The sequence below is a fragment of the Paenibacillus sp. HJGM_3 genome (assembly GCF_045062745.1).
Taxonomy (GTDB): domain Bacteria; phylum Bacillota; class Bacilli; order Paenibacillales; family NBRC-103111; genus Paenibacillus_AA.
On the sequence record NZ_JBJGED010000040.1, the window covers coordinates 47,349 to 67,279 of the forward strand.

26 protein-coding genes are annotated in these 19,931 nt (G+C 59.3%); 3 read left to right on the forward strand and 23 right to left on the reverse strand.

The window, feature by feature from the left end:
- Window positions 1-5: 5 nt before the first annotated feature.
- The 18 genes from xseB to ACI5FR_RS30600 all read right to left on the reverse strand — a co-directional run bounded on the left by xseB (window position 6) and on the right by ACI5FR_RS30600 (window position 13,061).
- On the reverse strand, window positions 6-275 hold the full coding sequence (gene xseB / locus ACI5FR_RS30515) for an exodeoxyribonuclease VII small subunit (RefSeq protein ID WP_405461534.1): 270 nt from the start codon (window positions 273-275) through the stop codon (window positions 6-8).
- The gene (xseA, locus tag ACI5FR_RS30520) at window positions 256-1,620 is read right to left on the reverse strand and encodes an exodeoxyribonuclease VII large subunit (RefSeq protein ID WP_405461536.1); all 1,365 of its coding nucleotides are present in this window, start codon (window positions 1,618-1,620) and stop codon (window positions 256-258) included. The genes xseB and xseA overlap by 20 nt, the downstream gene beginning before the upstream one ends.
- A gap of 40 nt (window positions 1,621-1,660) precedes the next feature.
- Complete coding sequence (folD, locus tag ACI5FR_RS30525) at window positions 1,661-2,518, reverse strand: bifunctional methylenetetrahydrofolate dehydrogenase/methenyltetrahydrofolate cyclohydrolase FolD (protein WP_405461585.1); 858 nt, start codon at window positions 2,516-2,518, stop codon at window positions 1,661-1,663.
- A gap of 42 nt (window positions 2,519-2,560) precedes the next feature.
- A complete protein-coding gene (nusB, locus tag ACI5FR_RS30530) occupies window positions 2,561-3,010 on the reverse strand; it encodes a transcription antitermination factor NusB (RefSeq protein WP_405461538.1) in 450 nt (149 codons plus the stop codon).
- Window positions 3,011-3,223: 213 nt separating this feature from the next.
- Window positions 3,224-3,451, reverse strand: a complete 228-nt coding sequence (locus tag ACI5FR_RS30535) for a DUF2273 domain-containing protein (RefSeq protein WP_405461540.1) — start codon at window positions 3,449-3,451, stop codon at window positions 3,224-3,226.
- Window positions 3,452-3,465: 14 nt separating this feature from the next.
- Window positions 3,466-4,023 (reverse strand): alkaline shock response membrane anchor protein AmaP, encoded by a 558-nt coding sequence (amaP, locus tag ACI5FR_RS30540; protein ID WP_405461542.1) that lies wholly within the window; start codon window positions 4,021-4,023, stop codon window positions 3,466-3,468.
- A 118-nt stretch (window positions 4,024-4,141) separates the two neighbouring features.
- Window positions 4,142-4,555 (reverse strand): Asp23/Gls24 family envelope stress response protein, encoded by a 414-nt coding sequence (locus ACI5FR_RS30545; RefSeq protein ID WP_405461544.1) that lies wholly within the window; start codon window positions 4,553-4,555, stop codon window positions 4,142-4,144.
- A 191-nt stretch (window positions 4,556-4,746) separates the two neighbouring features.
- Window positions 4,747-6,105, reverse strand: coding sequence for an acetyl-CoA carboxylase biotin carboxylase subunit (accC, locus tag ACI5FR_RS30550; protein WP_405461546.1), 1,359 nt, complete (start codon window positions 6,103-6,105; stop codon window positions 4,747-4,749).
- 19 nt (window positions 6,106-6,124) lie between these two features.
- Entirely contained in the window at window positions 6,125-6,628 is a 504-nt protein-coding gene (gene accB, locus ACI5FR_RS30555; protein ID WP_405461548.1) for an acetyl-CoA carboxylase biotin carboxyl carrier protein, read from the reverse strand.
- A 331-nt stretch (window positions 6,629-6,959) separates the two neighbouring features.
- Window positions 6,960-7,661, reverse strand: coding sequence for a SpoIIIAH-like family protein (locus ACI5FR_RS30560; protein WP_405461550.1), 702 nt, complete (start codon window positions 7,659-7,661; stop codon window positions 6,960-6,962).
- Between the two features lie 98 nt (window positions 7,662-7,759).
- Window positions 7,760-8,392: a stage III sporulation protein AG gene (spoIIIAG, locus tag ACI5FR_RS30565; RefSeq protein ID WP_405461552.1), complete on the reverse strand. Its 633-nt coding sequence runs from the start codon at window positions 8,390-8,392 to the stop codon at window positions 7,760-7,762.
- A 4-nt stretch (window positions 8,393-8,396) separates the two neighbouring features.
- On the reverse strand, window positions 8,397-9,137 hold the full coding sequence (gene spoIIIAF / locus ACI5FR_RS30570) for a stage III sporulation protein AF (protein WP_405461554.1): 741 nt from the start codon (window positions 9,135-9,137) through the stop codon (window positions 8,397-8,399).
- A 21-nt stretch (window positions 9,138-9,158) separates the two neighbouring features.
- Window positions 9,159-10,421, reverse strand: coding sequence for a stage III sporulation protein AE (gene spoIIIAE / locus ACI5FR_RS30575; protein ID WP_405461556.1), 1,263 nt, complete (start codon window positions 10,419-10,421; stop codon window positions 9,159-9,161).
- A gap of 22 nt (window positions 10,422-10,443) precedes the next feature.
- Window positions 10,444-10,833: a stage III sporulation protein AD gene (spoIIIAD, locus tag ACI5FR_RS30580; RefSeq protein ID WP_405461558.1), complete on the reverse strand. Its 390-nt coding sequence runs from the start codon at window positions 10,831-10,833 to the stop codon at window positions 10,444-10,446.
- A 10-nt stretch (window positions 10,834-10,843) separates the two neighbouring features.
- A complete protein-coding gene (gene spoIIIAC, locus ACI5FR_RS30585) occupies window positions 10,844-11,047 on the reverse strand; it encodes a stage III sporulation protein AC (protein ID WP_110840056.1) in 204 nt (67 codons plus the stop codon).
- A gap of 13 nt (window positions 11,048-11,060) precedes the next feature.
- Window positions 11,061-11,576, reverse strand: coding sequence for a stage III sporulation protein SpoIIIAB (gene spoIIIAB, locus ACI5FR_RS30590; protein ID WP_405461561.1), 516 nt, complete (start codon window positions 11,574-11,576; stop codon window positions 11,061-11,063).
- Window positions 11,570-12,727 (reverse strand): stage III sporulation protein AA, encoded by a 1,158-nt coding sequence (gene spoIIIAA, locus ACI5FR_RS30595; RefSeq protein WP_405461563.1) that lies wholly within the window; start codon window positions 12,725-12,727, stop codon window positions 11,570-11,572. Before spoIIIAA ends, spoIIIAB begins: the two co-directional genes overlap by 7 nt.
- Before the next feature lie 67 nt (window positions 12,728-12,794).
- Window positions 12,795-13,061 carry a YqhV family protein gene (locus ACI5FR_RS30600; RefSeq protein ID WP_405461565.1) on the reverse strand — a complete coding sequence of 89 codons (267 nt, stop codon included), beginning with the start codon at window positions 13,059-13,061 and terminating at the stop codon, window positions 12,795-12,797.
- A gap of 201 nt (window positions 13,062-13,262) precedes the next feature.
- Between ACI5FR_RS30600 and comA the strand changes: the two genes are divergently transcribed.
- From comA to ACI5FR_RS30615, 3 genes are all read left to right on the forward strand, one after another.
- A complete protein-coding gene (comA, locus tag ACI5FR_RS30605; RefSeq protein WP_405461567.1) occupies window positions 13,263-14,078 on the forward strand; it encodes a phosphosulfolactate synthase in 816 nt (271 codons plus the stop codon).
- A 10-nt stretch (window positions 14,079-14,088) separates the two neighbouring features.
- Window positions 14,089-14,796, forward strand: a complete 708-nt coding sequence (locus ACI5FR_RS30610) for a 2-phosphosulfolactate phosphatase (protein WP_405461569.1) — start codon at window positions 14,089-14,091, stop codon at window positions 14,794-14,796.
- Window positions 14,797-14,865: 69 nt separating this feature from the next.
- Window positions 14,866-15,327: a DUF441 domain-containing protein gene (locus tag ACI5FR_RS30615; RefSeq protein ID WP_405461571.1), complete on the forward strand. Its 462-nt coding sequence runs from the start codon at window positions 14,866-14,868 to the stop codon at window positions 15,325-15,327.
- 55 nt (window positions 15,328-15,382) lie between these two features.
- On the opposite strand, the gene ACI5FR_RS30620 is transcribed toward ACI5FR_RS30615, so the two are convergent.
- The 5 genes from ACI5FR_RS30620 to ACI5FR_RS30640 all read right to left on the reverse strand — a co-directional run.
- The gene (locus ACI5FR_RS30620) at window positions 15,383-16,639 is read right to left on the reverse strand and encodes an aspartate kinase (protein WP_405461573.1); all 1,257 of its coding nucleotides are present in this window, start codon (window positions 16,637-16,639) and stop codon (window positions 15,383-15,385) included.
- Between the two features lie 309 nt (window positions 16,640-16,948).
- The gene (efp, locus tag ACI5FR_RS30625) at window positions 16,949-17,506 is read right to left on the reverse strand and encodes an elongation factor P (RefSeq protein ID WP_405461575.1); all 558 of its coding nucleotides are present in this window, start codon (window positions 17,504-17,506) and stop codon (window positions 16,949-16,951) included.
- Between the two features lie 163 nt (window positions 17,507-17,669).
- Window positions 17,670-18,743 carry a M24 family metallopeptidase gene (locus ACI5FR_RS30630; protein ID WP_405461577.1) on the reverse strand — a complete coding sequence of 358 codons (1,074 nt, stop codon included), beginning with the start codon at window positions 18,741-18,743 and terminating at the stop codon, window positions 17,670-17,672.
- Window positions 18,744-18,745: 2 nt separating this feature from the next.
- Window positions 18,746-19,195: a type II 3-dehydroquinate dehydratase gene (gene aroQ / locus ACI5FR_RS30635; protein WP_405461579.1), complete on the reverse strand. Its 450-nt coding sequence runs from the start codon at window positions 19,193-19,195 to the stop codon at window positions 18,746-18,748.
- 127 nt (window positions 19,196-19,322) lie between these two features.
- A partial coding sequence (locus tag ACI5FR_RS30640; protein ID WP_405461581.1) for a YqhR family membrane protein occupies window positions 19,323-19,931 on the reverse strand: 609 nt, incomplete at its 5' end.

The window sequence follows — 19,931 nt, forward strand, 5'->3', positions numbered from 1 at the left end:
GCGGTCTATCCTCCGTTCTGCTCCCCTTTGTCTTCTTGAGCGCCCTGGAACGGCTTTTTGACCAACGTGCCGTTCTCCTCCATGAGCGTTTCGATCTTCCGCTCGACCAGCTCGAGCTTCTGACCGCACAGATGCGACAACCGCATGCCCTCCTGGAACAGCTCGATCCCTTGCTCGAGCGGCACGTCGCCGTTCTCCAGCCGGCTCACGATCTGCTCCAGCTTCTCCATCGCCTGCTCGAAGCTCAGCTCCGCGTCATCCTTCGGTTTTGACATCCGGCATCTCCTCCATCCCCCACACGTGGCAGTCCAGCTTGCCGTCCGTGAGCGTAATCTTGACCATATCTCCCAATTGCACTTGATTGATCGACTTCAGCAGGCGCTTCTCCTTCTCGTCGTACACGAGGCTGTAGCCCCGCGACATGACTTTGAGCGGGCTCAGCGCGTCCAGGTGGCGCATCTGCGCCGCCCATGCCGTCTTCTTGTCCTTGAAGGCGCCTTGCATCGCCTGCTGCAGCTGCCGCTGCGTCGCCTGCAGCCGACGGCGCGCGAAGATGGCCTGCTCGGTCGGGTTGAACGCGGATAGCGCCCGCTCGAGGCGCATCCGCTTCTCCCGGCCCCGAGCGAGCTGCCCGGCGATGCGATAGGCGAGCTGCTCGCGCAGCCGATCGAGCCGTTGCGCCGGCGCCTGGAGCTGCCGGCGTGGGTTCGTGAGCACGGGCGACCGCTGGAGCCGTGCGAGCCGTTCGCGCAGCGCCCGCAGGCGCGCGTGCTGCGCCTGGTGCAGCCGCTGCCGCAAATGCTGCAGGTGCTGCCGCAGCTCCAGCCGATGCGGCACCGCCAGCTCGGCGGCCGCGGTCGGGGTGGCGGCACGCAGGTCCGCCGCGAAGTCCGCGATCGTGAAATCGGTCTCATGGCCGACGGCCGAGATCACTGGGATGCGCGAGGCGCGAATGGCGCGGGCGACGATCTCTTCGTTGAACGCCCACAGCTCCTCGAGCGACCCGCCGCCCCGGCCGACGATGAGCACGTCGACCTCGCCGAGCCGGTTCATCGCCTCAATGCCGCGCACGACCGAAGGCGCCGCCTGGTTCCCCTGCACGATAGCAGGATAGAGCAGGATCGGGATCGACGGATAACGTCGCTGCAGCGTGATGATAATATCCCGCACGGCCGCCCCCGTCGGAGAAGTGATGACGCCTACCGCGCGCGGGAACTTCGGAATCGGCCGCTTGCGCTCCGCCGCGAACAGCCCCTCGTCGCCGAGCTTCTTCTTCAGCTGCTCGAACGCCAAGTACAGGTTGCCGACGCCGTCCGGCTGCATCTGCATGACGTAGAACTGGTACTGCCCGTCCCGTTCGTAGATCGAGATATTCCCCCGGGCGATGACGCGCGTCCCCTCCCGGGGGATGAAGCCGAGTCTCTGATTCTGCGAGGCGAACATGATGCTCTTGATCCGGCTGTCCGGATCCTTGAGCGTGAAGTACATGTGTCCGCTGGAATGGTGGGTGAAATTGGAGATCTCCCCCCTCACCCACACGTCCTGCAGCACCTGATCGCCTTCCAGCTTCATCTTGATGTAGCGGTTCAAATCCTTGATCGATAAGATGGATTGGGCCACCCCGGTTCCCCTCCCGTCTCCATGGGCCTCTCCAGCCAAACTACTTCCGCCCGGCTGCCCGCTTCGCCGCTTCGACCGTGTTCTTCAGCAGCATGGTGATCGTCATCGGCCCGACGACGCCCGGCACCGGCGTAATGTGGCCGGCGATGTCGACGACATCGTCGAAGTCCACGTCGCCCGCCAGCTTGCCATCCTCCAGCCGGTTAATGCCGACATCGATAACGACCGCTCCCGGCTTCACGAAGTCGCGGTTCACGAACTTCGCCTTGCCGATCGCGACGACGAGAATGTCCGCCTCACGCGCGATCGCCGCCATGTCGGCCGTGCGCGAATGGCACACCGTCACGGTCGCATGCTCCCGCAGCAGCAGGAGCGACATCGGCTTGCCTACAATGTTGCTGCGCCCGATGACCACTGCGCGCTTGCCTGCCATACTCACGCCGGTACGCTTGATAATCTCGATGACCCCGGCCGGTGTGCAGGGCAGGAAGCTCGGTTTGCCGATGACGAGGTTCCCCACGCTGATCGGGTGGAACCCGTCCACGTCCTTGTCGATCGAGATGGCGTCGATGACGGCATCTTCATGGATGTGCTTCGGCAGCGGCAGCTGCACCAGAATGCCGTTAATGTTCGCGTCTCGGTTCAGCTTGTCGATCAGCGACAGCAGCTCTTGCTCGGACGTCTCCTCCGGCAGCTTGTACACCTCGGAATGAATGCCGACCTGCTCGCAGGCTTTGGCCTTGCTCCGTACGTACACAGCGGAAGCCGGGTCCTCGCCCACGAGGACAACCGCTAGACCCGGGCGAATCCCCTGGCCGATCAGCGCCTCGACTTCCTGCTTCAGCCCTTCCCGAATGTCTGCCACGATTTCTTTTCCGTTAATGATCTGCGCGGACACTACACGTTCCCCCTCGTAGTCTGTTGATCGATCCAAGGCCGCTTACCGCCCTTGCAGCTGCGGCAGCTCCTTGATCATTTTGCCTAATACGCCGTTCACGAACTTGCCCGACTCCTCCGTACCGAAATGCTTGGACAGCTCGATCGCTTCGTTAATGACGACCTTCGGCGGCACTTCCTGCCCATGCAGCATCTCGTACGCGGCCAGCCGTAATATCTGGCGGTCTACGCGGGACAGCCGGTCCATCTTCCAACCCTTCAAATACTCCGTCAGCACCTCGTCGATCGCCCGCATATGGGTCACGGTCCCTTCCACGAGCTGATGAATGTACTCGGTCGAGATCGTCTCGCCCTCCGTAAGCGTCAAGTCCGTCTCGTTCTCCCGGCCCGCCTCTTCGACGATCGTGTCGATCGCTTCCTGTGCCGACACTCCGTTCATCTCCATCTGGAACAAGCTCTGCACGGCAATTTCTCTCGCCAATCTGCGCTTCATGCTAATCCTCCAACACACGAATTCAATCCATTATGCTTTAGTATACCAAAAATAACTAGATCCTCACAAACAACCTCTGCCAAGAACCCCCACAAAGTGACAACGGCTCAAAAAAAAGAAAAACCCTACGGACCGCGCTCCACCATTTTTCTCACGCCCTAAGTGCGAAAAATGCGTAAAACGCCATCCAAAGGGTTTTCCTTACAAAACCATTTACCGGAACTTCCTCCACTGATCGCCGATCCGGCGCAGCCAATCGTCCACGTCCGGGAGCTGCTCCTGATCGTCGATCATCTTCCCGACATACAGACAAACCGTGACGATAAAAGCCACGACCAGCATATCCCAGAAGCCGAAGAACAAATAGATGATCGCGAGAAACAGACCGACCGCCGCTCCGACAAGCTTACCCTTGTGCCGTACCCACCATTCGTCTTGCACGGACAAGATCCCTCCTATTCGACACGGCTCTTAAAGGTCGTGGATTGCGTCACATTCGCCACGAACACGGATACCCGGGAGACCGGAATGCCGGTCACCTCTTCGAGATGACTCTTCACGGCCCGCTGCACTTCCTCCGACAAATCGGGGATGGAGCTCTCTCCGTCGACGAGCGCCCGGATTACGATCTCCAGGCCTGCGTCCGTAACAGAGATCCGGGCTTTCAGATCCTTAACCCCGCGGATGCGCGACGCCGCCTTGAGCGACAAGTTCTCCACCGTCTCGAGCGAGATGCGAATGTCGCCGAAGTCGGTCCGCTGATCGATCGAAGGCACTTGGGACCGTCCCCGGCGAACCGCTACGTAGAAAAACCGGCACGACACGAGCAGCGCGAACAAGCTGAGCGCAATGACCGGATAGGCTGTGGAACCCTCGTAATACAAATCGTATAAAACATCGCTCGCCGTATCGAATGGAACCAAGCCGAATGCTGCGACCAGTATGTAGATGAGGCCAACTCCCACCAAGATCGTATAGATAAACAGGAGCAGCCGATCCAAAATTTTTACCACGATGCTTGTCCCCTTCCCGGCATGGAGTAAACCCCCTGACAGTCGTTAGGGGGTTCTCGCAGCGCTTGGCCAGAGCTTGAGTGTGCGCACGGACTAAGCTCATCTCTGGACAAGCGAATTATTTGACTCGCTGCAAAGCCGTCTCTTCTTCTTCCGGTTTCGCGGCCGTCTTGAAATGCACATCGTGGATATGCACGTTCACTTCGACAACATGGAGCCCGGTCATCGATTCGATCGCATGCTTCACGTTGCGCTGAATCTCCGCCGCCACTTCCGGAATCCGATTGCCAAACTCTATAATAATGTTCACGTCAACCGCAGCTTCGCGCTGACCGACCTCGACCTTCACGCCCTTGGCCAAATTTTTGCGGCCGAGCAGCTCGGCGATCCCGCCGGCGAACCCTCCGCTCATGCCGGCAACGCCGGGCACTTCGATCGTGGCCAGACCCGCAATCACTTCGATCACTTCCGGAGCGATCTGAATCGTGCCGATGTCCGTCTTCTCATAATCCGCAGCAGCCATTGTACTCATCATACCACCTCCAACAAATTATTCCCCAGAAAGTGAAGCAAAGCTTCTGAGATTATTCCTATTACTTTCCGGGGACCCCGGATTCAAGACTCCCAGAAACTTTCGTGGACCTTCTAATGCCTGTCTTATTTCATTACTATACCATTTCACAAATTTTATGACAAATCGCGAGGAAACGCTTTGTATCGAGCTCAGGAGTTCGGATCGTTCACATCGTGCTCTTCCAGGAACTTGATATCGAACGTCCCCGCATGGAACAGGTTGTGGTCGAGCAGCTTCAGATGGAACGGAATCGTCGTATGGATGCCTTCCACGACGAACTCGGCCAGCGCCCGCCGCATCCGGTCGATCGCTTCCTCGCGCGTATGGCCCCAGACGATCAGCTTGGCGATCATCGAGTCATAGTGCGGGGAGATCGTATAGCCCGGGTAAGCGGCGCTGTCAACCCGGACCCCGGGGCCTCCTGGCGGCAAGTAGAAGCCGATCTGGCCGGCGGACGGCATGAAATTGCGCTCCGGGTCCTCGGCGTTGATGCGGCATTCGATCGACCAGCCATTGATCTTCACATCCTGTTGGGTGATCGACAGCGGCTCGCCTTCGGCCACACGGATCATTTCCTTGATCAAGTCGACGCCCGTGATCATCTCGGTGACCGGATGCTCGACCTGAATCCGCGTGTTCATCTCCATGAAATAGAATCGGCCGTCCGGGCCAAGCAGGAACTCAAGCGTGCCCGCTCCGGAGTAATCGACCGCGCGGGCTGCGCGTACCGCGGCTTCACCCATCGCCTGGCGAATCTCGGGGGTCAGCACCGGGCATGGCGCTTCCTCGAGCAGCTTCTGGCGGCGGCGCTGGATCGAGCAGTCCCGCTCGCCCAGATGCACGACGTTGCCGTGCCTATCAGCGATGATCTGAATCTCCACATGCTTCATGCCGGTCAAATATTTCTCCAAGTACACGCCGGAGTTGCCGAATGCCTTTTCGGCTTCCTGCTGGGCTTGGGTGATTTGCTGAATAAGCGTTTCCTCGTCTTCCGCGATGCGGATGCCCTTGCCTCCGCCGCCGGCGGTCGCCTTAATAATGATCGGATAGCCGATCTCCCGGCCGATCCGTACCGCTTCCTCGACGTCTTCGACTAGGCCGTCGGAGCCCGGAATGATCGGGACGCCCGCGTCCTTCATCGTCTGTTTCGCTACCGACTTGTCGCCCATCCGGTTGATCGCGTCAGGCGACGGGCCGATGAACGTGATGTTGCACGACTCGCAGATCTCGGCGAAATCCGCGTTCTCGGCCAGGAAGCCGTAGCCCGGGTGGATCGCATCCGATTCGGTCAGCGTAGCCACGCTCATGATATTCGTGAAATTCAAGTAGCTTTCCTTGGAAAGAGTCGGACCGATGCAATACGCCTCGTCCGCCATCCGAACGTGCAGCGCTTCGCGGTCCGCCTCGGAGAACACCGCCACGGTGTATATGCCGAGCTCGCGGCAAGCGCGAATGATGCGGACGGCGATCTCGCCTCGGTTCGCAATCAATATTTTCTGAAACTTCATGTTACCCGATTCCCTCCAGTTATTCCGGCTTCACCAAGAACAAGGGTTGGTTGTACTCAACCAATTGACCGTCCTCCACCAGGATGTCGACAATCTCGCCCCGGATCTCGGCGTCGATCGGATTCATCAGCTTCATCGCTTCCAGAATGCAGACTACGGTCTTCTCGCTTACCTTGTCCCCGATAGAGACATACGGAGCGGCGCCTGGGGCGGACGCCTTATAGAACGTGCCGACCATGGGAGACTTGATCGTATGTAGGTCGGCTGTGGATTTATCGGACGGAGTCTCGGCCGGAGCCGTCGGGGCGGCCGCTTGTACCGGAGCTGCCACAGGCTGCGGAGCCGCTGCCGTCGGCGCTGTATACACAGGTTGTACCGTAGGGGCGTGCGTGACGACGACCGATTCGGTTTTCCCAGGCTTGCGAATAAACAGACGGGTTCCCTCATTCTCGATTTCCAACTCCGATACGGAGGTTTGATCGATCAGTTTGACCAATTCTTTTATTTCGCTCAGTTTAAACATTCCAAGTTTCACTCCTTCAAGAATTGGGAAACATGTCCCGGTGTCGAGCAATGAATGTATTATATCACAACGGTGAATAACACATAAAGATGATTATACCTCACACCGGCCGCCGAGGGAACTGCCATTATCGCATTCTTCAGGCTCCGGGTCCCCCTCATGGGCAGGACAGCCCTAATGCAATTCTACATCCCCGATGTCGAATCCTTTGATGAACCGTCGGAACTTTTGCCGAAAACGGAAATCCGGTCGATAATTAAAAACGGCGAAGGGCCTCGGCCATAGGCGGACCGAAGCCCTAGCAACGTCTTATTGCTAAATGAGGCCCTTATTACTTGACGTATTGAATCGTGATTTTGTCCGGACCGACGTTCAATTCCTTCATCACGAGATCGACGATCGAGACGCCTTGGCTCTTCTCGAGCTTAGCCGCTTGCACGACGACCTTCCATTTGCTGCCCTCTTGCAGGACGAGCGCGTTGCTGAAGTCTTTGCCGAGCAGATCTTCCAAATTGGAAACGCGCGCTTCTTGATCTTGCAGCTTCTCGAGCTCGGTCAGCGCTTGGGACACTTCTTCGGTCGATTTTTTAGAATCGAGGCTGATGTTCATCCATTTCTCGGTGAGCACGCTCAGTTCTTCATTGCGCTTAATCGCTTGGGCTTTGAAAAAGTCGGAGCCGGAAGTGGCGGTAGTGGACACCTGGCTTATGATTTGCGCATCGGTTTTACCTGTTGTGCCTGTTGTGCCTGTTGTGCCTGTTGTGCCTGTTGTGCCAGTCGTTCCTGTCGTTCCTGTCGTGCCGGTAGTACCCGTCGTACCCGACTTAGTCCCGGACACTTGAGCGGAAGTAGGCTGGGAGGTCGCCCCCGTGGCGGCCGTGCCGGTCGTATCTACCTTAATCTCGCTGCCCTGCAGCTGGCTCGCGGCTACGTCGACTTCCTTCACGTCCTCGGTGAACAAATAGTAAGCGGACAACACTACCATCAAGCTAAGCATCGACACTAACCAGACCGTTTGGCGTTTCGCGTTCATTGTTTCATTCCTCCTAAGAATATGGTATGGGATATGGGAAGAGCTTGGACGACTAATGCGATTAAGCTCCGAAGGCCCACGTCACTTTGTGGGGTGACTCATTGCTTGCGGGGCAGTACGGAGATGCGATGAGGCGGCACATCCAGGCCCCGGCTGACGGCTTCTATAACCATCTGTTTGACGGTGAGGTTCTCGGCGCCCCTCGCTACGACGACGACCCCCCGGATTTTCGGTTTGATGATCTTCACGACGATCGGCGTCTGATTCCCGGACAGCTCGTACAGCACAACCTCACCGCTGCGCGTCACTTCCGTCACATTGCGGCTCGCGCCGTTCGTGTCCCTCTCGTTCGTCATTTGCTGCGTATCCTTCGTATTCGTCTGGACGACTCTCTCTTCCGTCGATTCGATCGTAACCATCACTTGCGCTTCGCCGACCCCGACGATGGACTGCACGATGTCCCGGATCGCGGATTCGTAGGCGTGCTCGTAGTCGCCGAAACCGGCCGAATCCTTCGGATCCTTGTTCAGGAACGTTTGCTGGGCGTCGGGGGGAGGAGACGCTCTGCCTTCCGGCAGCGGATCGAGCTGTTTCACGTTCAGGAATCCGTTCATGAGCATCAGGGCCAAGCCGACCAAGCCGATCAAAAGCAGCCATCGCAGTGCGGTGACGCGTTTGCCTCCGCCCTGACCGCCTCCGACCCATTTTTCCAATGTTTGCAACCATTTCATGAGCTCACCTCGCTTTCCGCTGCTCCGATTCGTAGTTCAACTGAATTTGGTTCCGTTTCAACTGCCATTGCTGCGTCAGAAGCTCATATAGTTGCGATTTTGCTTGCAGTTCGGCTTCCGTCAAGGGACGGGAGGCGGAGCTCACGGCATTCCCGGCTTCGGTAACGCCCACTTGCACTTGGATTTGTACCGGCGCCACGGGCGCCATTCCCCTTCCTTGCGTACCGCTCGCGTGCTGCGACGGGTCCGAAGCGGTCCCTGCAGCCCCATCTATGGGATAAAGGATCGCCTGTACAATGCGAAGCTCAGGCTTTCCGTTGTTGTCCGTTTGAATGTCGACTTGCACGCTTTTCACTCTGACCCCCGGGACCGTCTCCAGGCTGCTCTTCACTTCTTCGGCCACCCGGGCTTGCACAAGCTCCTTCGTCTGCTGCTCGTTCGCCGCCTTGAGCTTGCCGGCTTCCTCCAGCACCGCGTCGAGCGGCTTCATGACCGCGGTTCCCGTCTGGCCCTTGCCGTCCATCAGGGCCGGCAGCTGCTCGACGGAGGCGAGCATGGCGCGCGTGTCCAGGCTTTTCTGGAACAAGGTGAAGAGCGGGGACAAGAGCGTCAGCAGGATGAACAGGCCGAGTACCGTTCGCACGTACCGCTGCAGGGCGTTGTTCGGGAGCAGCAGATCGACGAAGGCGGCGAGCAGGATGACGATGATGATCTGCTTCAGCCAGTCGCTCAACCAGGCGATCACGGGCGCTCCTCCCTCTCCGCGCTACCGCATCATGACGGTCATGTTGGCGGCGGTGATGATGATGGTAATGGCCAGAAAAAACATCAGGCCTACGGCGGCGAGCGCCGCGAATACGTACACGAGACTTTTCCCGATGGTCTGCAGGCACGACACGATCGGATTCGAGCCGAGCGGCTGCAGCGCCGCTCCCGCTACGTTGTAGATGAGCGCGAGCGTCAAAATTTTGAGCGCCGGGAATGCGCACAGGAAGACGATGATGACGACGCCAGCGATGCCGACCGCATTTTTGACCAACAGCGAAGCGCCGATTACGGTGTCGGACGCATCCGAGAACATCCGGCCTACCACCGGTACGAAGTTGCCGGTGATGTACTTGGCCGTGCGGAGCGTCACCCCGTCGGTTACGGCTCCCGTCCCGCCTTGCACGGAGATGACCCCCAGGAACACCGTGACCACTACGCCGAGCAGCCCTACGCTCACGTTGCGCAGCAGATTGGCGAGGTTCGTCACCTTGTACTTGTCGTTCACCGAGCTGACGATATGCAGCAGCGTCGAGAAGAACAAGAGCGGGAAGACGATCGTGTAGATCAGGGTGCCGATCGTGTGGATCATAAAAATGATCAGCGGGTGCATCACCGTAACGGTGACGACATTGCCCATCGAAGCGAGCAGCGCCAGGAGCAGCGGGATGACGGCCACCATGAAGTGGATCATGCTCTCGATCGCGTTCTTCGCATAGCCGATGGCGACATTGAAGCTGTTCACCGCCAGCAGGAGCAGCACCATGTAGGAGATCGCATAGGCGATCTTGCTGACCGTATTGCGCTCGAAGGCGGTCTGCAGCGTCTCCAGGATCATGCTGAACACGGTGAGAACGACGATGGAGGCGAGCAGCTTGCCATTGTACAGCACCTCGTGGAAGAAGTAGCGGACAAAAGCGGTCAGAACCGATCGGAAGCTGAAGCCTTGTTTGCCTGGTACCAGCATGTCCATGAATTTGGGTGTCGCGCTGTCCGGAAAATACCCGCCATACTCTTTCATCAGCTTGTTCCAATAGCTCTCTACCTGTTCGGTTTGCAAGTGCTCCGCCTGCTTCTCGATCAAAGTGTCGGCCGGCGAGGCGGCTTGCACTTGGACGGAGACGGCGTCGACGGTGCCGGCGGCCGAAGCGGAGGTTGGGGTGATCCAGTCGGCGAGCTGAGCGATCAGGATCAGGACGAGCAGGACGCCCGTCAGGCACTGGAGGCGCTGCGATAGCTTGTTCGACGATTCGTGCAGGTTCATGGCATTGACTCCTGTCTCCTCCTTAGGCCGGCAGCAGCTTGACGACGGTCTCCACGATGACCGTGATGATCGGAATCGCCATGACCATGATGATCACTTTGCCGGCGAGCTCGATCTTCGAGGCGATGGACTCTTGACCGGCGTCCCGGACGATCTGGGATCCGAATTCCGCGATATAGGCGATCCCGATGATTTTCAGAATCGTCTTCAGGAAGACCAGGTTGATGTTCGAATGCGCGGCCAGCTGCTCCAACACTTGGATGACCGCCGAGATTTTGCCGATCAGGAACAGGAAGATGAAGATACCCGTGACCGTCGACAGCAGGAAGGCGAACAGCGGTTTCTGCTCTTTCAGGATGAGCGCGAGTATGGTCACGATGAAGCCCAGCCCTACTACTTGGATAATTTCCACGGCCGCTCACCTACTGGAACAGGAAGATCGTTTTGATTTCCTTGAAGAGGTCGTCCAGCAAACTGACGACCATGAACAGGACGACGACGAAGCCGATGACGGTGACCCAGTGCGCCATATCTTCCTTGCCCATTTGCTTGAGCACCGTATGAATCATCGCGATGATAATTCCGATGCCGGCGATCTGAAAGATCGCATTCACGTCCACGTTCATGTCCGGCCCACTCCTAGTACATCAATATGACGATGAAGGCGCCCGCCAGCACGCCCAGGCTTCTCCACATCTTCTCATAGCGTCTCTGCTCGTCCCGGGCGACATGTTCTTCCGCCTGCAGCAGGCCGGCGGCCAGCTTCAGGTGCTTCACTTGATCCTCCCGGTCGCTGACGCCGAGCGTGTGGCCGAGCTGGCTCCACGCTTCCCGCTCATTCGCGCGGAGGGCGGTCCGGCTCCAGTGCGCCTCTATGGCGTACCGCCAGCTCTCGCCCGCGGTGGCGCCATGCGCCTCCATCCGCTCGGCCGCCTCGAGCAGCATCGCGTCCAGCGGCGCGCCGAGCGTCGGGGCGATGCGGCGGAGCGCTTCGGCGAGCGGCGTGTAGCCGTACACCATCTCCGTCTCGAGCCGCTGCAGCGCTTGAATGAGCTGGCGCAGCTGCCAGGGCCGCCGCGCATACTGCGCCGCCCGGGCGAGCCCGTACAGCGAGCACGCCGCCAGTACGAGGAGCGCGCCGATCAGCTTCAGCATGGCGGGCGCTCCTCGCCGGGCGGGGCTGCGGCGGCTGCGGGCGCCGCCGGCGCGGCGTGCACCGCGGCGCGCGAGAGCGCGGCCGGCGCCGGGGCCCGCGGCGCGGCGGCGAGCGGCCGGGCGGCCGGGCGGCGCGCAGTGGCGGGCGCGTCGCCCGAGTCGCCGGCCGGTGCCGCCCGTGCCGGCGCCGGCAGCCGCGCGAGCACGCGGCCCGCCGCGTCGGCGACGTCGGCGTGCACGCCGCCGGGGCTGCGTCGCAGCGCGACTAGCCGCGCGAAGCGGCCGGCGGCGAGCAGCTGCCGCAGCGCCGGCCGCCGGGCCGCGTCGTCAGCGTCGCGGGCGTGCGCCGTCGCGAGTACGACGATGCCGGCGTGCAGCGCCTCCTCGATCGCGTCGGCGTCGGCCTGCCGCCCGATCTCGTCCACGACGAGGACGTCCGGCGACATCGAGCGGATGAGCATCATCATGCCCTCCGCCTTCGGACAGCGGTCCAGCACATCGGTACGGGGCCCAACGTCGAACGTCGGTACGCCCTTGACGCACGCCGCGATCTCCGAGCGTTCGTCCACAATGCCGACCTTGAGCCCGGCGGAACCGGCCGGTGCGGGCAGGGAGCCTCCCCAGCTGAGCAGCCGGGCCAAGTCGCGGATCATCGTGGTCTTCCCCTGCTGGGGAGGCGACAGGAAGAGCGTATGATGCGGGCGTCCGGAGGCCTCGTCCCACAAATGGGGCAAGAGCGGCAGCGCCGCGCCCGGACGCTCTCGGGCGATCCGGATGTTGAAGCCCGCGATGTCGCGAATCAGCTTCACCTGCCCGTGCTCGAGCACCGTACGCCCGGCCAGTCCGACGCGATGGCCGCCCTGCACCGTGATATAGCCCCGCTTCAGCTCCTCCTCGAACGTATACACAGAATGGTCGGTCAGCAGGTCCAGGAGCTGCAGGCACTCATCCCGATTCGGCCGGTAGCCGCGGCCGGCGTCAGCGGTCCATTCGCCGCGTGCGGTGACGAAGCCGGCGCTGCCTGTGCCGGACAGCTCGAGCGGGCGCCCTTCCCGGATGCGCAGCTCTTCCATTCGATCTCTGATTTCGGCGGGCACTTGCTCTATCAGTCTGCGAAGCGACGGCGGCAGAAATGGTAGAATCGGATTCATCAGACGGGCCTCCAAGTTTGTCCGCATTTACAACATATGTATGCTTGACCCGCTTCCGAATATGCTTCTATTTTTTCAGGATCCCGATAAAAATGCAGGCTACTCCGGCCGTAATCCAGACGATTTTGCCCCACGATAGTTTGTCCGCCATTCCTATCAAACCGACCGTCGTCGTCGAGATCAAAATGAGAGGCCCCACCATCGCTAGTCCCGTATTTACGAGAAGCGCCTTGTCGATCTGATTCAGCCTGAGCATCAGCAGCGCCGCCAGCAGCTCGATGCTGCCCGACACCACCCGAAGCATCGCCATAGTGAAAACGATTTTATTGAACATGTCCTTCGGCCTCCCCGCTTCCGACCGCCGCCGCATTCCGCGGTATCCGGCCGTTTCGGCGGCCGGAGCAGTCTCTTTGTTCCCTACTGTATGCGGGGTTGTCTACTTTTAGGCATGCGCACACCGATTAAGACACCCGCATATATTGCTCCCAGAGCACCACCCACCCCATTTTCAACCCAGCGAGGAGATTTGTTTGATATGGACGTGACCTCACAATTGGAATGGCCAGCCGGGCTGCAGGATCCTTCCGGGTGTAGACAGGCGAAGCCCCGGAACCAGGGCATCACGATGGTGATCGACAAGGGGCTTGGCCTGCATGCGTTTGAAGATTTGCTCCATACCGCGGCGCCTTATATTGATTTGATCAAACTCGGTTTCGGGACGAGTCCGTTGTATCCGGCCGAGCTGCTGAAGACGAAGCTTCAGATGGCAAGGCAGGCCGGCATCGAGACGATGCCGGGCGGGACGTTCCTCGAAGTAGCGGTCGTGCAAGGCGAAGTGGAGAACTGTTATCGGCTCATCCGGGAGCTGGGCTATACGGCGATTGAAGTGTCCGACGGGACGATCGACCTGTCGCGCAGCAAGCGCGACGAGCTGATTGGGCGGGGCTTGAATGCCGATCTGAAGGTGTACACGGAGTATGGCAAAAAATATTGGGGCTCGAAGATCGAGCTCGACCTGTTGATCGAGACGGTCATCGAGGATGTGCAGCAAGGGGCGGCTTTGGTGACGATCGAAGCGAGGGAATCGGGAGAAGGCGTAGGCATCTTCGATGAAAAAGGGGTTTGCCGGGATGACATGCTCCATAGCATGATTCGGCTGTTCCCGGATCCGGAGCGGGTATTGTGGGAAGCCCCGCAAAAATCGCAGCAAGTGCATCTGCTGAAGAAACTTGGGCCCGGCGTCCATCTAGGCAATATCGCTCCGCAAGACGTGTTCGCGCTGGAGACGCTTCGCCGCGGCCTCCGTTCGGATACGCTGGTCTGGGATGCCTTGCCGGCGAATCCGTCATAAGGAGGCCGTTATGCAAGTGAACGTGATCGCGAGCGTCCAAGAGGCGCGAAGCGAGGAGCTGCTAGGCCGAACGGTCATCGTGATCGACGTGCTGCGCGCGACGAGCACGATCGTGACCGCCTTGGCCCAAGGGGCAACCGCCATCCTCCCGGTGGAAACGGTTCAGCAGGCGAAGCTGGCTCAGCAACCCGGCGATCTGCTGGGCGGAGAACGGTACAGCAAGCGGATCGCCGGTTTCGATCTAGGCAATTCTCCGCTCGAGTACCAAGATCCGGCGATCGAAGGACGCCGCATCGTGCTGACGACGACGAACGGCACTCGCGCGATCCAGAAGTCGTCCCGGGCCGACTTCGTGTTGGCCGGCAGCCTGCTGAACGCCGAGGCGTGCGCCCGCAAGGCCGCGGACTTGAACCGCAACATCGCCATCGTCTGCTCAGGCACGCAGGATGAGTTCGCGCTCGAGGACGGCTTGTGCGCCGGATTGCTCGTCCGGGAGCTGGAACGCATCTGGGGAGGAGGCTGCGAATCGATCAACGATCTCGGGCTCGCCATGCACCATGCCTATCTGGAGGCGGAGCCGCAGCTGGAGCGCGTCCTGCTCGCCAGCGCCAGCGGCAAAAAGCTGACCCAGCTGGGGCTGCGCGCCGACGTCCGTTTCTGCGCGCAAGTGAATGCCTACCCGCTCGTCCCGATGCTGCATGGCGAGCTGATGCGCTAATCCGGCCGGTTCTAATTCCCCCTTGTCCTCATAGACTAAGAGGGAATCCATTGGACGGGAGTAAAGCGCATGAACGGCGATCTCATCCTGCTAGCTTTAATCATCATCGGACTCATCGGCCGGTCTCCGATCATCACGACGGCCGCTTGCGTACTGCTGGTTGTCAAGCTCATCCATCTGGAGCGCTACTTGCCTACGATCGAGCGGCGGGGGCTGGAGCTGGGGCTGCTCTTCCTGACGATGGGCGTGCTCGTTCCGTTCGCGAACGACCGCATTACGTACAAAGACATTTTAAGCGTATTTACCTCGTGGCCGGGCATTCTCGCCCTTGTCGGCGGGGCGATCGCGACCTATATGAACGGCAAAGGCCTGGATTTGCTGAAGGTCGATCCGCAGCTCATCGTAGGGCTCGTCATCGGCTCAATCTTCGGAATCATCTTCCTGCGCGGCATTCCGGTCGGGCCTCTCATGGCGGCCGGCATAACCGCGCTGCTGCTGAAGATCGTCACGTTTGTCTTCGGAAAACTATGAGCAAAAAAGCCGGTCCTCGCACCATTAGCGAGGACCGGCTTTTAGTAGGAATGAATTAGCGGCGTTCCGCAGGGCCGCCGACGAACGCTTGCTCCGTCGCGTCCAGCCCATAAGCCGTGTGCAGCGCGCGGACGACGTCGGCCAACTTCTCGCTCTCGATGATGCACGAGACGCGAATTTCCGACGTGCTGACCGTATTGATGCTCACGCCGAGCTCTGAGATCGTGGCGAACATTTTGGCCGCGACGCCCGGGTTGCTCACCATGCCGGCCCCGACGATGGACACCTTCACGAGACCGGTCTCGGCCTGGATGTCCTTGAAGCCTACTTCAGGCTGAATGCGGCGCAGGATTGCCACCGCCTTGTCGAGCTCCGAGGAAGCGAGCGTGAACGAAGTATCCGCTTCACCGTCGCGTACGCCGCCTTGCACGATGATGTCGACGTCCACCTTTTCCGCCGCCAGCGCGCCGAACACTTTGGCCAATTGCCCCGGTTTCTCCGGCACTCCCAGAATGCTAACCCGCGATACGTTCTTATCGGAGGCGATGCCGCGTACGACAACTCCTTGCTCCATGACCGCTTCCTCCTTCACGAAAGTTCCTTCGTTATAATTGAAACTGGACCGCACGACCAACTGCACCTGATAATGCTTCGCGTACTCCACCGCTCTCGGGTGAAGGACGGCGGCGCCCAGGTTGGCCAGCTCCAGCATTTCGTCATATGAGATTTCCTTCAGCTTGCGCGCGACCTTCACGACACGGGGATCAGTAGAATAGACCCCGTCCACGTCGGTGTAGATCTCGCACAAATCCGCCTGGATCGCAGCCGCGAGCGCCACCGCCGTCGTATCCGAGCCGCCTCGTCCGAGCGTCGTAATCTCGCCGTCGTCGGTCATCGCCTGGAACCCGGCCACAATGACGATCTTGCCTTCGTCCAGCGCGTCCAGCACGCGCTTCGGCTGAATGTCGGTAATTTTGGCTTTCCCGTGCACCGCATCCGTCCGGATGCCCGCTTGCCAGCCGGTGAACGACACCGCTTGCTCCCCGGCGCTCTGGATCGCCATCGTCAGCAGCGCGATCGAGATTTGCTCCCCGGTCGTAAGCAGCATATCCATTTCCCGAGCCGACGGAGGGCCGGTCAAGATTTGCTGCGACAAATCAATCAGCTCGTCGGTCGTATCGCCCATAGCGGACACGACGACGACGCAGCGGTGTCCTTCCTGCTTGCGCTCCGCCACCCGTTTGGCTACACGCTTCATCCGTTCCGCATCGCCTACAGAACTTCCCCCGAATTTCATCACAATCAGAGACAACCTTGCTCACTCCCAACCCAGCAGTTCATTTTGACTTCTTCACGATACCGTATTATAGCACAGCCGTATGTGGAATTATAGCGGAAAAATAAGCGTAACCCGCCTGTGGAGCCATCTGGCGAGGACAAGGTCACAGGAAGTTCACACAGTGTGGGACCGCTGCCTAATCGGATACCGCCACCCTTGTACGAACAGGTTAACCAGCTGCGATTCCTACTCCGTCGTCCAGTAAGCTCACTTTGACTTACAATCAAATCCGCATACTAAAAAACCCCCGCCCTAGAGGGGCGAAGGTTCCGACAAGCCGTATTAAGCGCGGGAAATGTACTTGCCGTCGCTCGTATTGATGAGCAGGACGTCGCCTTCGTTGATGAACAGCGGCACTTGGACATTCAGGCCGGTTTCCATCTTTGCATTTTTGAGCGCGCCTTGCGCCGTGTTGCCCTTCACGCCCGGCTCGGTCTCCACAACCTTCAGCTCGACGCTGTTCGGCAGGTTCACCCCGAGGATCTCGCCATGGTAGCTCACAATGTTCACGACCATGTTCTCCTTCAGGAACTTCAGCTCCCACTCGAGCTGGTCGGCGTTCAGCGAGAACTGGTCATACGTCTCGTTGTCCATGAACGTATGCTCGTCGTTGCTCGCGTACAAATATTGGACGGCGCGGTTCTCGACGTGCGCCCGGCCTACATCCTCGCCTGCGCGGAACGTGCGCTCCACGGTGTTGCCATTGCGGAGATTTTTCAGCTTGGACCGAACGAATGCCGCTCCTTTGCCCGGTTTTACGTGCTGAAAGTCCAATACGGTGAAGATATCGTTTTCCACCTCGATCGTAAGGCCTGTCCGAAAATCGTTAACGGAAATCACTTCAAGAATCCTCCTTAGTAATATTCCCCGAAAAGTGACGCCATGCTCACTTGATTATTCCGATTCCTTTTCGGGGACCCCAATTTCACCCCAAAAAGCGAATCGAAGCTCCGAACTGGAATCCGATGCCCTTTTGGGGTTCCATTTACTATTTTTTACCCATCTATTCGATGATAATAAAGTCTTTTCTGCTCTGTGTCAATCTGCGCATCCCGGTATCGGTCATGACGATGTCGTCCTCGATGCGGACGCCGCCGAAATCCGGCAAATAAATGCCCGGCTCCACCGTCACGGTCATGCCCGGCTTCAGGACGACATCGCCGGTTACGGACAGCCTCGGCGCTTCATGAATTTCGAGTCCGAGCCCGTGTCCGGTGCCGTGACCGAAGAAGTCCGCGTATCCATACTTCGCGATGACGTCCCGAGCGAGCGCATCGCCCTGCTGCCCTGTCATGCCCGGCCGGATCTGATCCAGCGTATGAAGCTGCGCCTCGAGCACGATGTCGTAAATTTCCCTGTGCTTCGGCGTCGGCTTGCCCAGCATGACCGTGCGGGTGATGTCCGAGCAGTAGCCCTTGTAGTAAGCCCCAAAATCCAGCTTCACGAACTCCCCGCTCCGCAGGACGCGATCGCTCGCCTTGCCGTGCGGCAGAGCGGAGCGCTCGCCCGAAGCGACGATCGTCTCGAACGACGTGGACGTCGCGCCATGGCGGCGCATATAAAATTCGAGCTCGAGCGCTACGTCGCTCTCCTTGAGCCCCGGCTTCAGGAAGCCGAGCATATGCTCGAACGTGCGGTCCGCGAGCTCGGCCGCTTCTTGCATGACCGCAAGCTCGGCGTCGTCCTTCACCATCCGCAGCTCCTCGATCAAGCTGCCGGTCGGCACGAGCTTCACGCCCGGGAGCGCTTCGGCATAGCCGGCGTACGTCCCATAGCTGACGTCCTGCTGCTCGAACCCGAGCTCCGCCACCTTCCAATCGTGGAGCAGCTCCTTGACCGTCTCGATGAGCTTCGGCTTATGCTCTACGAATTCGTAATGTATTGCCTGCTGCGGCGCTTGGGTGCGGTAACGGAAGTCGCTCAGCAGCACCGCCTTGTCCGCTGTGATCAGCAAAGCGCCCGACGAGCCTGTGAAACCGGACATATACCGCCGGTTATAGCCGCCCGTGACCAACAGCGCTTGCAGGTTGCGTTCTCCCATCAGCTGTCTCAATCGCGTTAAACGAGCTTGCTCCATGCTCAATCCCCTTTCTCCTCTAAATGACGTATCAGTGCCTGGAGGCCGAGCTCATAGCTGTGCGCTCCGAATCCGGCTATCTGCCCCACCATGACCGGCGCCGTAACCGACACATGTCGAAATGCTTCCCGCTTGTGGATATTGGAGAGATGCACTTCCACCGCCGGCAATTGAACCGTGCTCAGGGCGTCCCGGAGCGCATAGCTGTAATGCGTAAACGCGCCTGGATTGAACACGATGCCGTCTTGGGTTCCATACGCTTCATGAATGCGGTCGATCAGCGCACCCTCGTGGTTGGATTGAAAAAATTGCAGCTCTACGTTCCACGAGTCGGCTATCCGGTTCAGGTTCGCTTCGATCGCGGCGAGAGAAACGGTGCCATATATGCCCGGCTCGCGCATCCCCAGCATATTCAGATTCGGGCCGTTCAGAACTAGAATTCGCTTTTTCATTCGGTTCAACATCCTTACTCCCGTAGTCAGGACGCGAGCAAGCCGCTGCTCGCTGCCGAAGCCAATTTTACCATAACCGTCCGGAAGTGAGAACTTTTTTCCACCAAGCTCGCATCGCGCGCGCGATTCAACCCAGCGATACGCTCGGCTCCCGGTGCTGCTCATCATTAAACTCGTAGGCGATCGTATACCCAATGAACATGCCCCATAACAAAAAGAGGCTGCCGTCCGTAATGAGCGAATTCCAGTCTATCTTCCCGATCGGCTTCATCATGCCGGTCCTCGGCCCAACCGCTATGTAGAGGAGAACATACCAGGCGAACCCGTATATCAGCCCGGTCCAGGGCCCCTTTACTTTGCGAAAAAGCAAGGTGTAGAGGAGCGAGGCGACTAGTGAAAACACGATGAAGGCCGCCCATCCGGTCAAATATCCCCAATTCGTCTGATTGAACGCCGGGTTGGACCAAGGCTTGATCAGAAAGGTCGGATGTACCTTCGTAAATTTGAAGTAATATTCTACAATGCGAATGCCACCCCACAATAAGCCGGCGAAGAGACCGGTATTAAGCGCAAAGGTCCACGGATTCGTCCCTTTGATCGGGCTGCGCTTCGATTTGCTTCCCCCGGCATCCCCTTTTCCAGATTGCTTCACTTCCCGCCCTTCCTTGCCTTCCTTGCCTTCCTTGCCTTCCTTGCCTTCCTTGCCTTCCTTGCCTTCCTTGCCTTCCTTGCCTTC